Annotated in this window: 14 protein-coding genes; 5 read left to right on the forward strand and 9 right to left on the reverse strand. The window is 40.0% G+C overall.

Annotated features, from left to right (window positions below):
• The 4 genes from ACTF6W_RS07150 to ACTF6W_RS07165 all read right to left on the reverse strand — a co-directional run.
• On the reverse strand, positions 1–880 hold an 880-nt coding region (locus ACTF6W_RS07150; RefSeq protein ID WP_438993854.1), incomplete at its 3' end, for a TRAP transporter large permease.
• Positions 877–1,398, reverse strand: coding sequence for a TRAP transporter small permease (locus tag ACTF6W_RS07155; RefSeq protein ID WP_438993855.1), 522 nt, complete (start codon positions 1,396–1,398; stop codon positions 877–879). The genes ACTF6W_RS07155 and ACTF6W_RS07150, both read right to left, overlap by 4 nt.
• Positions 1,399–2,481 (reverse strand): TRAP transporter substrate-binding protein, encoded by a 1,083-nt coding sequence (locus ACTF6W_RS07160; RefSeq protein WP_438993856.1) that lies wholly within the window; start codon positions 2,479–2,481, stop codon positions 1,399–1,401.
• 110 nt (positions 2,482–2,591) lie between these two features.
• Entirely contained in the window at positions 2,592–3,500 is a 909-nt protein-coding gene (locus tag ACTF6W_RS07165) for a hydroxymethylglutaryl-CoA lyase (RefSeq protein ID WP_438993857.1), read from the reverse strand.
• Between the two features lie 118 nt (positions 3,501–3,618).
• On the opposite strand from ACTF6W_RS07165, the gene ACTF6W_RS07170 reads away from it, so the two are divergent.
• From ACTF6W_RS07170 to ACTF6W_RS07190, 5 genes are read left to right on the forward strand one after another with little or no spacing between them, the layout of a single operon-like run.
• Positions 3,619–4,836, forward strand: a complete 1,218-nt coding sequence (locus tag ACTF6W_RS07170) for a CaiB/BaiF CoA transferase family protein (RefSeq protein WP_438993858.1) — start codon at positions 3,619–3,621, stop codon at positions 4,834–4,836.
• Positions 4,836–5,282, forward strand: coding sequence for a VOC family protein (locus tag ACTF6W_RS07175; RefSeq protein WP_438993859.1), 447 nt, complete (start codon positions 4,836–4,838; stop codon positions 5,280–5,282). Before ACTF6W_RS07170 ends, ACTF6W_RS07175 begins: the two co-directional genes overlap by 1 nt.
• A 19-nt stretch (positions 5,283–5,301) precedes the next feature.
• Entirely contained in the window at positions 5,302–5,766 is a 465-nt protein-coding gene (locus ACTF6W_RS07180; RefSeq protein WP_438993860.1) for a VOC family protein, read from the forward strand.
• A gap of 21 nt (positions 5,767–5,787) precedes the next feature.
• On the forward strand, positions 5,788–7,116 hold the full coding sequence (locus tag ACTF6W_RS07185) for an MFS transporter (RefSeq protein WP_438993861.1): 1,329 nt from the start codon (positions 5,788–5,790) through the stop codon (positions 7,114–7,116).
• 15 nt (positions 7,117–7,131) lie between these two features.
• Positions 7,132–7,590 carry a VOC family protein gene (locus ACTF6W_RS07190; RefSeq protein WP_438993862.1) on the forward strand — a complete coding sequence of 153 codons (459 nt, stop codon included), beginning with the start codon at positions 7,132–7,134 and terminating at the stop codon, positions 7,588–7,590.
• 1 nt (position 7,591) lies between these two features.
• Here ACTF6W_RS07190 and ACTF6W_RS07195 read toward each other — a convergent pair whose 3' ends face one another.
• The 5 genes from ACTF6W_RS07195 to ACTF6W_RS07215 all read right to left on the reverse strand — a co-directional run.
• The gene (locus tag ACTF6W_RS07195) at positions 7,592–8,518 is read right to left on the reverse strand and encodes a polysaccharide deacetylase family protein (protein ID WP_438993863.1); all 927 of its coding nucleotides are present in this window, start codon (positions 8,516–8,518) and stop codon (positions 7,592–7,594) included.
• Positions 8,518–9,459, reverse strand: a complete 942-nt coding sequence (locus ACTF6W_RS07200; protein ID WP_438993864.1) for a polysaccharide deacetylase family protein — start codon at positions 9,457–9,459, stop codon at positions 8,518–8,520. Before ACTF6W_RS07200 ends, ACTF6W_RS07195 begins: the two co-directional genes overlap by 1 nt.
• The gene (locus ACTF6W_RS07205) at positions 9,459–10,121 is read right to left on the reverse strand and encodes an isochorismatase family protein (RefSeq protein WP_438993865.1); all 663 of its coding nucleotides are present in this window, start codon (positions 10,119–10,121) and stop codon (positions 9,459–9,461) included. Before ACTF6W_RS07205 ends, ACTF6W_RS07200 begins: the two co-directional genes overlap by 1 nt.
• A 90-nt stretch (positions 10,122–10,211) precedes the next feature.
• Positions 10,212–10,913, reverse strand: coding sequence for a Crp/Fnr family transcriptional regulator (locus ACTF6W_RS07210; RefSeq protein WP_438993866.1), 702 nt, complete (start codon positions 10,911–10,913; stop codon positions 10,212–10,214).
• Positions 10,914–10,985: 72 nt separating this feature from the next.
• On the reverse strand, positions 10,986–11,577 hold a 592-nt coding region (locus tag ACTF6W_RS07215), incomplete at its 5' end, for an isochorismatase family protein (RefSeq protein WP_438993867.1).

The following is an 11,577-nucleotide window of genomic DNA, read 5'->3' on the forward strand; positions in this document are numbered from 1 at the left end:
CATGTTCGTATGCAAGAAACGTGTTGATAGAAAGCGCCATCATTAGTAGCGGTATCAATGAGCCAAGCATTGTTGACGTCTCAATAATCACTTTTTGTAAGTCGTTAAAATTCATTTCCTTGTGAACAAAAACTTCAATGATTACTGCATAAAATACAGCAACAGCTGCTGATTCAGTCGCCGTAAAGAGACCTGAATAAATACCGCCTAAAATCAAAACCGGCATAAATAAAGCAAATATGCCCTTTTTTGTTACCGTTAACATTTCAGATAATTGAAATTCGCCTCGTTCTACTTTTAAGTTGTAAATCAAAGCATACGTTCCAAATATTGCTGTGAGCATAATTGCTGGGCCGATCCCCGCTTTAAACAAATCGGCAATAGATGTCTGCGTCATGACGCCATAAAGAATAAGAGGGATACTTGGTGGCACGATTATACCTAGTGTCCCCGCTGCACAAAGTGAACCAAGTGCAAATTTTTTCGAATAACCTGCCTTTATCAAAGCCGGATACATTATAGACCCAACGGCAATTAATGTAACGGTAGATGAGCCTGAAATAGCGGCAAAGAACGCACAAGATAAAATAGTCGCAATAGCAAGCCCACCAGGAACAGGTGCTGTTGCAACTCTCATCATCGTAATAAGTCGCTCTGCAATACTTCCTTGTGACATGATATTACCAGCAAGAATAAAGAGTGGTATGGATAAGAGAACTTCTTGATCAGCTGCCGCCCATATATCCATAACGACATAGCTAAGCTCACCATCTCCCCAAACGATATAACACCAGCCCGCAACAAACCCTAAGATCACAACAATTCGTTGACGTAAAATAAGAGCAATAACAATAAGAGCAATAAATAAAAAGGTCATCATTTGGAAAGACCTTCCGGATTTGTCATATCACTGTTATCACCAGGTCTTATTTTAGGATAGAGCGCATATAATGAATGGCGAACAAATCCAACGATAAAGGCAAAAGGAATGACTGACTGCATTGGCCAAATCGCAATTCTGAGCATCCTTGAAGTTTCTTCAAGAAGGTATGTTTCATAAACAACCCCTATTGAAACAATTGCAAATACCAAACTAAACAAAGCATGAAGGCTTTCTTGAATGGAAATAATTTGAAACTCCCAAGATTTTGGCAGCAATTGATCCGCAAACTTTGGTCTTAAGTGTCGCCCTTTATGCGATGCAAGACCAAAGCTAATAAGTGCCGTTACTATCATCGCATAAACGGCTATTCTCATAGCACCCGCAATGCCAACTCCAGCAATTTTACGAATAATCACATCAGCAATAATTATTAAGGTCATCACTGAAAAAGCAAAAATTGCGACAGCTCTTTCAAACTTATAAACTTTATCAAGGAAGTTTTTTGCATTTTCCATTCAGTCACTCCCTCCATTTGCCAGAAACCGACGATATTCATCACGCCCTTTAATCATTGCGTCATAAATTGCTTGTGACTGCCCACCTATATCTGAAATAATCTGCTTATGGTTATCTTTAGTCGCTTCTTTCCAAGCATTTTTCTGTTCTTCGTCTAAATCATAAACTGTCACTGCTTCATTTTTTCTTAAATTAGCAAGCAACCCTTCTGACATATTACGAACACTATTTCGGGAGTCCATCGAAGCTGGAAATGCATTTCGAACTTGTTCTTGCTCAATTGCCGTTAAACCATCGAACCATTCTTTATTTGCGACTAATACACCTGAATCATATGAGTGCTGAGTTAGAACGAGATGCTCCGCTTCAGTCGCAAGTCCCGTAAAAGAATAAATAACGACATTTGTTTCACCGCCTTGAATAAGGCCCGTTTGAAGAGAAGGTATAACATCTGCCACTTCCATCTGATGAATATCACCACCAAGAGATTGCATCATCACTTGTGCGGCTTCAGACGCCTGAGTTCTTAGGCGGTATCCATCGGCATCAGAAGGCAAAATAAAAGGATCTTTTCCATACATATGGGCCCATCCAACTTCAACCCAACGGATAAGAACCAAACCTTTTTCAGCAAACAGCGGCTGAAAAACATCTAGCATGTAATTATCCATGACATAGTCAACTTCTTCAAAGCTATCAAAAACATATGGTGAGAGTAATACCGACATTTCAGGAATAACCGCTGAACTTCCGCCAATAGTGAACCCGCCAAACTGAAGTCGATTATGTCTAACATTTGTCATGGATATAGGCTCGCCGCCAACTTCACCACGAATTAGCAGCTTTACATCAAAATTACCGCCCTTATCATTTGCGGCCATCAAATTTTTATTAAAAATCTGCCAGTCCGCATCCCATGGCGTGCCAGGAGCTGCAAATGCCCCTGCAATAAGTTTTGTCGGCGCGGTTTCGTCCTTCTCCACAGAATCAGTAGAAAGTAGAAAGAAATAAAGGCCAAAAAGCATTGGAATGACAAATAATACCCAACCACCTGTTGATCTAACCTTTGAATTTTCATTCATATTTTACCCTCGAAGTTCGTATTTTAAATTATGATCAGAATTAACATTAATTAGATACGGATTTTTTCTGCACGAATACTTACACAATAATCCATTACCTTCATGCTTTCCTAATGTCCTTCAATCGGAGGAAATATACCAGATTTAGCCACTTGAGAGAGCACAGGTTTTTTCAGCACTTTTTCCAACCACAATGAAGTTTCAATTAGTTTACTTAAGTCCACACCAGTCTTTATGTTGCTTCTATCCAACATATAAACCAGATCATCCGTCGCAATATTTCCTGTTGCATTTGGTGCAAATGGGCACCCCCCAACACCGCCAATACTAGCATCAAGCACTTCAACTCCAGCATCAATCGCCGCGATCGCATTGGCAAAACCCGTGTTGCGACTGTTATGAAGATGGCAACGCAATTTAATGTCTGGCACTTCGTTTTTAACGGCGCTGATCACTTCCTTAATTTGATTGGGAACAGCAACACCGATGGTATCCGCCAACCCAATTTCCGACGGGCCTGCCTTTGCTACTTCTTTTGCAATATCAACGACCTGTTTGGTTGAAACTTCTCCTTCGAATGGACATCCGAATGCGGCGCCAATAATAATTTGCGCTTTCATATTTTCATGGTGAGCATCATCTGCCATTTGGCTCCATTGTTTAATGGTTTCGGCAATTTCAACGCCCTGATTACGCTTATTGAAAGTTTCCGTTGCAACGACAGCGCAACCGATTTCATCCATTTTTAAATCACGTGCTCGTTCAAACCCCCGATAATTAAGAACCAAACCCGTATATCGCACATCGTCATGCTCAGGTAACATTTGCACCAAATCTTCCGCATCCGCCATTTGCGGCACCCTTTTTGGATTCACGAAACTTGTTACCTCGATTCGTTTTAAACCAGCGTCTATGGCGCGTTTAATTAGCGATAGCTTATCAGCCGTTGAAACTATCTCTTTTTCGCTTTGTAATCCGTCCCTTGCGGACACTTCGACGATCTCAATACTATTGATCATAAAGCCTCATATTTGCGTTTAGAATATTATTGAAATTATTCTATACAAGGATGGACTAAAATGGCAAGATATTATATCATTATATCATTATTACTTTTAACGATCGGAATTGTAAAAAATGACTGACAAAAATGATCAGAAATTGAGTGGCCCTTTAAAAGGGATTAGAGTTATTGAATTAGGACAACTATTAGCAGGCCCCTTTTGCGGCCAACTTCTTGCAGACTATGGCGCGGAAGTAATTAAAGTAGAGCAACCAGGCGTTGGAGATCCTATGCGGGTTTGGGGCCGTGAAAAATCACATGGTAAATCACTTTGGTGGCCCATTATTGCGAGAAACAAGAAATCTATTACTCTAAATTTAAGAACTGAAGAGGGCCAACAAGTTATTCGCGACTTGGTCGCAAATGCTGATATGTTACTTGAAAACTTCCGCCCTGGTACAATGGAACGATGGGGTTTGGGGTATGATGAACTTAAAAAAATAAATCCTGGATTAATCATGATCCGCGTATCCGGATATGGTCAGGACGGACCCTATTCGAAAAAAGCCGGCTACGGCGCCATTGGTGAAGCGATGGGAGGCATGCGTTATGTGGTAGGTGACCCTTCTACACCACCAAGCCGAATGGGTATTTCAATTGGCGATCACTTAGCAGCGACCTTCGCTTGTCTTGGTGCCCTTGCCGCCCTTCATCATAAAAACATGACTGGTGAAGGCCAAGTTATTGATAGCGCAATATATGAAGCCTGTCTTTCAATGATGGAAAGTTTGGTAACCGAATATACCGAAGGCGGTTATATTCGTGAGCGTTCGGGTTCAATTTTACCGAAAATTGCCCCTTCTAATATTTACCCAACAAAAGATGACAGTATGGTGCTGGTTGCTGCAAATCAAAATACCGTTTTCGCACGCCTCGCTGAAGCAATGGAAAGACCGGACCTTGCCGAAGACCCGCGTTATAAAACGCACGTGGCGCGCGGCGACAATCAAACAGAGCTAGATGATATAATTTCTGATTGGACATCAACACTAACGGCCGATGAATTACAAGTGAAACTGGATGAACATGGCATTCCTCAAGGAAAGATTTACCGTGCACCAGATATGCTTGATGATCCACATTTTAAAGCACGTGAAGCCATTCTAAAAATGGCACACCCACAGTTTAAAAATTTGCAAATGCAAAATGTTTTTCCAAAATTTTCCAAAACTCCCTCTACCGTTCGATGGACGGGGCCAGAGTTAGGGGAACATAATGATTATGTTTATAAAGAAATCCTGGGCATGAGCGAAGATGATATTAATCAAAATAAAGAAAAAGAAATAATGTAATGACTAAAAAAATTAATTTTCAACGTGCTAATTATGTAATTACAGATCTTGAACGCGCCCTCAAATTTTACAGAGATGTTCTCGGGTTTAAAGTGATATTTAACAAAGATGCACCTGAAGATAGCTATTCTTATGATGTTTTTGACATCAAAAAAGGAACCGATATGGGTTTCTGTGTATTGGGTACAGATGATGAACCAAATTGTATGGCCCTCACTGAACTTCGTGAGGGTTCATTAAGTCCCGTTCCTAGTCCGAGAAGAGCCGCTATTGTACTTCGCGTTGAACATTTTGATGATGTCGTCGCTGGCGCTCAAGAATTAGGTTTAAAAACTTATAAGGAAGATCGACTTGAAACAAACGACGGTCGAATTGGCAGAGAATTAGGTATTGTTGATTTTGATGGCAATCTTGTCGTCATTTATTGCATTTTAAGTTCGTCGTAATCGGTTAGAAAGAAGCTCTATGGCATCAGTCAAACCGACATATAAAACCAACTTCCAGCCGGCCACCTATTTGGTTTCAGATATAGAACGCTCATTAAAATTATATCGCGACATATTAGGTTTCAAGATAGATTTTTATAAAGACTATGGCGAAGGTTCATATGCATATGAAATCTTCAATATAAAACCTTCAATCCCGCTTAATTTTTGTGCACTCAGCACCGATGACGAATTACGCTGTTTTGCATTACTAGAACTAAAAGATACTAAATTAGAATCTAACTCTGGATTACGAAGAGCTGCTATAATAGTCAGATGTGAACATTTTGACATCGCGGTTGAAAAGCTTAAAGATATCGGCTTGACTATGTTTGACGAACATCAATTAAAGACTAAAGACGGTCGCATAGGAAGAGAATTGGGGTTTCTCGATTTCGATGATAATCTCGTCGTCATATACTGCATAACGAGTGTGCCGGATTAAATTATAAAAAAGGGAAGAACTATGACTGATAAAATTGAAGGAACAGGCAGTGTAGAGAATGACTATCCAGCGAGTGGCTATTCTTGGTATGTCGTCGTACTATTAACATTAGGATATATTTTATCTTTCCTAGACCGCATAATTGTAAATCTGTTAGTTGAACCCATTAAAGCAGACTTTGCTTTAACCGACACTCAAATCGGATTGCTAATGGGTGTGGCTTTTTCAATATTTTACGCAACAATGGGTATTCCACTCGGTTGGCTGGCGGATAATATGAAGCGAAAAACCTTGGTTGCTGTCGGTATGTTTGTCTGGTCTGCGGCAACATGCTTTTCCGGATATGCTAAAAGTTTTGTTGGCCTTTTCGCCGCACGTATCGGCGTTGGTGCCGGTGAAGCTACGTTATCACCTTGTGCTATTTCATTAATATCAGATTTGTTCCCCGAAGAAAAACGAGGACGTGCCATTGCACTTTATTCCAGTGCACTCTCAATTGCATCAGCCACAGCATTCTATCTTGGTGGTCAAATTCTTACATGGGCTAATTCAACCGATACATCTGGAATGTTCCTAATTTCAGAATTAAAACCATGGCAAATCGTATTTGTAGTTGTGGGCGCACCTGGCGTTATTCTGAGCTTTTTTATGTTGTTAGTAAAAGAGCCAAAAAGACAAATCCAGCGTGCAAAAGATGAAACTGCCATCAGCTTTTTAAAAACCGTTAATTATTATAAGAATAATCTTGGTAGCTTCTTAGGCATATCTTTACTCGTCGGCGTGATGACAACTATTGCTTATGCTCAATTTTTCTCTACGTCTTTATTCATCAGGACCTGGGGTTGGGAAGCAAGTGATTATGCCTTTAGAAACTCAATCGGTTTACTTGTATTCGCACCTCCAAGTGTAATGATCGCAGGATGGTTCGTGGATAAGCTTCATAAACAGGGCGTAGAAGATGCCGCTTGGAAAGTATTTAAAATTGGTTTTATAATTATGATCCCGCCAAATGTGCTATTTCCACTTATGCCTGACCCGTGGATGGCGTTATTTGTTTCATTCTTTGGCCTTATCGGCATTGCTACGGTAACAGCCGCTGGCGTACCTTCAATGTTAAAAATTATCCCAGGAAAAATTCGCGCCCAATCAATCGCAATATATTACATGATCATTAGTATGTGTGGCTTATTGATCGGACCAACATCTGTTGGGTTTCTTACTGATACTTTCGGAAACTTACAATATTCAATGGCAATAGTGCCAGCTATATTCGGTATTTTAGGTCTCTGTTTCCTTCCGATGATCAACCGCATTTATTTAAATCAAATCAAAAAAGAAATAACAATCTAGTTAAGGATAGAATTAATGACTGCAATAATAAAACGTACCACTCTTATCGTTCGCAACATGGAAAAATCCATTGAATTTTATAAAGGCGTTCTTGGTATGACTAAATATTACGATAATCAAATCACATTAGGAGGCGATTTGCTTCCAGCCGGGAAAAAAGGCGATGTAACACATTTAACCATGTGGAAATGCGAAGATCCTGTTATAGGGATGATCGGTCTATTAGAATGGATTGATCCTGTTTGGGAAGCACCCGAAATTACATATGAAGTTGGTTACGGGAACCCCGTCTTTGTGGCCGGCGTGGAAAGCGCAGAAGACGCATATGAAAAGGCAAAAGCTTTAGGGTGTAAAATTCGTGCCCCATTATCAGAAGCAGAATACCCAGCTGCAAAAGGTGGTATTATGCGCGTTCGATCGGTTGGCGTCTTTGATCCTGACGGTCACTTTTTTGAACTAAATCAAACACTTTAAATTATTGTTGGCTCTGCCAGTATTCTAGTATTTCACTTGCACTGGCAGACCACACTTCTTCCTTACTCATCAGATACTCTAAAATATCTTCAAGTACTTTTATACGGTGTGGCTGTCCTATCACCCAAGGGTGAAGCGATAATCCTAGTATTCTACCACCTTGTTCTTTTGCTTCAGAAATCAATAAATCTGCGGCATCTTTTATTTGTTCGCCATAAGATTGTTCCGAATGCAAATTATTAAGAAGGATATACCGATCTTCAAGTTCATTGGATAGTGGCATTGCCGTTAACGGGCCATTTCCCGTTTTAAATTCATAGGGCATATCATCATTTACCCAGTCACAGAAATATTCAATGCTTTCGCTCTTTTTAAGAACTTCGGGCGTTTGGTTTCCTTCAAATCTACTAGGGCTAAGCCAGCCTTTAATATCCTTTGAAGCAAAGGGCCTAAGTGCATCAAGTGTTCTGCACACTAGCTCATTTTCTTCATTAAGGCTTAAACCATTATGATGCATTGAATCCATATTCCAACCATGTGCGATAATTTCTGCATTTCTTTCTTTAATCGCATTCATTAGATAAGGTGCGCGTTCAGCAAGTTCACCATTCACCGCATAAGTCGCAGCAACTTCATATTTATCAAAAGCTTTGAGCATACGGTAAATGCCAACACGATTTCCGTAATCACGAAGTGAATAATGACGGAGGTCCGGATAAGGCATCGTCATGCCTCCTATCGGTTTTACTGGCACGCCTTGTTGATTTAATGGGAAAAATTGCAAACTGACATTAATCCAAAGAGCCAGTTTTTTACCCTTAGGCCAATTCACAGGCTTCCGATCACTCAGCATTGACCAATCGTAACGATCATGATCCATGCCATAATGGCGCTTGGAATATTCAAGATAGGATTTATCAAGTGGCATTATGACACCTCCTTCTTTGTCGTTATATCGGCAAGAGCCGCGTCATAATTATTTTCAATATAATATTCAGCAATTTCTCGACCTGTTGTTACCCAAACATCACTATGACCTGTGATATATTCCAGCGCCTCTTCAAACGCTTTAAGTCGGTGCGGGCAACTTACTTGATAATTATGGGTAGGGATACACATGACGGTGCCGTTTTCTGCGCCTTCCTTGTATAATCTATCAAAATTATCCTTTATTATTTGTCCGTAGCGTCGCGGTTCAATTTTATTAACCACATAGGCAATGGTATCATTCATTTCTAGTGAATAAGGAATAGAAACAAACTTTTTACCGCTTCTAAGATTAATTGGCGTTGGCTGATCGTCATGAAAAAGATCACATGTATATATACCCCCGTCATCACCAAAAAGTTCCGTTCCAACTTCTGCAAATAGATCAAGCGTGAGTTCAGAATGAGATAAAGCTGGTGCTAAATATCCAGCGCATTTTTGTTCTGTATGCTTATAAATGGTTTCCATAGCATCACGGATCATTTCACGTTCTTGGCTTTCATCCATACCATATGTATATCGGGTATTATAAATACCATGACTAAAGAACTCCCAATCACGTTCTTTGCATAATTCTATAATTTCTGGATGGTGTTCGCAGAGTGCCGTTGAAAGTGATATGGACCCACGAATTCCATATTTATCAAGCAATTTCATCTGACGTACATGCCCCACTCGATTGCCATAATCACGGATTGAATAGCCCGCGATTGAAGGGTTCGGTGCCGGCCACGGCTTTCGAAATGGATTGTCTGGCGGGTCTAACTCGTAAAATTCAATATTAGCTGCAACCCAAAAAGCAACCTTTGCCCCATTGGGCCACGTGATTTTCGGCCTGTTTTCATATGGCCAGTAATCATAAAATCCCGGATCTTTTTTCATTATTGTTCACCTAGGTATTCAAAAACTTCCTTCACATCAACGACATCTGCATATTTAAGTAAAAGGTCAGTCAAATTTGCAAAGTGATAGCTTTCATGTTTATCAGCGACACATTCTTCAGGGACAATTGTCTTATAGCCACGTGATAAACTTTCGACAGCTGTAGCGCGTATGCAGCCTGATGTCGAGCCGCCCGTTATCACCAATGTATCCACCTGATGCCAGACGAGTAGACTTTGCAGAGGCGTCTCAAAAAAAGCAGAAGGCATTTTTTTTAAATAAACAGCATCCTTAGTACGATCAATTTCTAAACGATCATCAAATTCACTTCTACGTGATCCGAATTTAATATTCTGAAGACTATCTGGCGTATCCGTCCTTGTTCCCCAAACCCCTGCATCAGAAGCATCATCCATATAGGCAACATGTGTCCAGATCACAGGCCACCCTAGAGCGCGGAATTTTTTCGAAAGATCATTAATATATTCCATTTGACGAGGATCAGTTTCATAAGCGGTTTTAAATTCACCAACTGATGTATAGGCTTTTTGCGGATCAACATTAACAAGAGCCGCTTTATTACCAAAACCAAACTTTGCGCGCGCGGGGTTTGATTTGACTTCTTGATATATTTCTCTTGCTGTTTTATCGCTGAGTTCCATGTCCGTTCCTAAAATTATAAGTATTTTATCTTATAACTATAACAATGAATTTGGTAGCAGAAATGACTTTTGTCACTAAAAATTAAGAGCTTAAGAGTTTGGTCCGAAATGATCCGCAATTTCAGCCAAAGTATCTTTATCCAAAAGTCGCACGACCCAATTTTGTGATAACTCAATAAATCCTTTTTTCTTTAGTAATGAAAAAGCGCGACTAACTGTTTCAACAGTGATCCCTAAATAATCTGCAATATCAGCGCGCGTCATTGGAAGTGTAAATTCGTCCGTATGACCATCAAATTTGACCTGACGCTTATCGATATAAAGTAAGAAATATGCAATTTTTTCTATTGCATTCTTGCGACCTAAAACGAAAATTTGATCCATGGTTGCGGCCAAAACTCTGGTTGCGATTTCATGAACACGTTGTTCAAGTTCTGGATATTTTACATAAAGAGCTTCAATGTCACGAATATGCCACTTACAAGCGGTCACATCCGTAAGTGCACGGTCGCTAATGCTATATGCTGGTCCTGTTGAAACACCAATAAAATCTCCAGGATAAATAAACGCCATGATCTGTCTTCTTCCATCGCTTGCTAAGCGCTCTACAGCGGAAACACCTGAGGAAAGATTATAAACATACTTTGTGCTATCTTCTTCATGCAAAAGATAGCTACCCTTTTCAACCTTAACAGGAATAGCAATTTCGAATAACTCAGCAATACTATCCCCATCGAAAACAGAGCAAAGTTTGCTGTTTCTAGCCTGACAATTATTACAATCTATACCCACGCCTTATCCCTAACGCAATATGTTTTTAGGACTATATTTTGCATAGTTGCTATTAATTACAAAGGAAAAACTTTATTTTAGATCATTTAGAAAAGAAATTATATGAGCCTCAATAACCACTTCGGCATACTTTGCCTGTAGATCGAAAAGATTAGCTTCATGTGGTCTAGGGTCTCTATCACCTACGGCATCACGAACCACAAGTGGCACAAATCCATATTGGCAACAATCAACGGTCGTTGCACGAACACAGCCCGATGTTGAGAGGCCCGTTATAATTAACCCATCAACATTTAAATCAGATAAATATTCAGATAGCCCCGTATTGAAAAAAGCGCTCGCATATTGTTTGGTGAAAACTTTATCACTTATTTCCGGTTTTAATTCAGGCAGAAACGCCCCCATAGGACTGCCTTCGTCAAACAGTTTTAAAGCCTTTACTTTTTTATAAAAAACACCACCGTCTTTTCCTCCGTCATGATATTCAACATTTGTGAAAATAACCGGTATATTAATTTTTCTGGCTGTTTCTAATATACGTGCTGCACTTTGAACGGCCTTTTCCACTCCTGCATAGAGAGGAGAACTAGGATCAAGATAAGCACGAACAAAATCAACGAGAATTATTGCAGGGCGTTTTACAGCTGGCATCGAACCGCCAAAA

The organism is Pseudemcibacter sp., assembly GCF_965661635.1.
Classification (GTDB): Bacteria; Pseudomonadota; Alphaproteobacteria; order Sphingomonadales; family Emcibacteraceae; genus Pseudemcibacter.

Excerpts from the sequence above, each read along its gene's own strand:
- ACTF6W_RS07155 (WP_438993855.1), bottom strand. The coding sequence starts at position 1,398 with ATGGAAAATGCAAAAAACTTCCTTGATAAAGTTTATAAGTTTGAAAGA.
- ACTF6W_RS07160 (WP_438993856.1), bottom strand. The coding sequence starts at position 2,481 with ATGAATGAAAATTCAAAGGTTAGATCAACAGGTGGTTGGGTATTATTT.
- ACTF6W_RS07165 (WP_438993857.1), bottom strand. The coding sequence starts at position 3,500 with ATGATCAATAGTATTGAGATCGTCGAAGTGTCCGCAAGGGACGGATTA.
- ACTF6W_RS07170 (WP_438993858.1), top strand. The coding sequence starts at position 3,619 with ATGACTGACAAAAATGATCAGAAATTGAGTGGCCCTTTAAAAGGGATT.
- ACTF6W_RS07175 (WP_438993859.1), top strand. The coding sequence starts at position 4,836 with ATGACTAAAAAAATTAATTTTCAACGTGCTAATTATGTAATTACAGAT.
- ACTF6W_RS07180 (WP_438993860.1), top strand. The coding sequence starts at position 5,302 with ATGGCATCAGTCAAACCGACATATAAAACCAACTTCCAGCCGGCCACC.
- ACTF6W_RS07185 (WP_438993861.1), top strand. The coding sequence starts at position 5,788 with ATGACTGATAAAATTGAAGGAACAGGCAGTGTAGAGAATGACTATCCA.
- ACTF6W_RS07190 (WP_438993862.1), top strand. The coding sequence starts at position 7,132 with ATGACTGCAATAATAAAACGTACCACTCTTATCGTTCGCAACATGGAA.
- ACTF6W_RS07195 (WP_438993863.1), bottom strand. The coding sequence starts at position 8,518 with ATGCCACTTGATAAATCCTATCTTGAATATTCCAAGCGCCATTATGGC.
- ACTF6W_RS07200 (WP_438993864.1), bottom strand. The coding sequence starts at position 9,459 with ATGAAAAAAGATCCGGGATTTTATGATTACTGGCCATATGAAAACAGG.
- ACTF6W_RS07205 (WP_438993865.1), bottom strand. The coding sequence starts at position 10,121 with ATGGAACTCAGCGATAAAACAGCAAGAGAAATATATCAAGAAGTCAAA.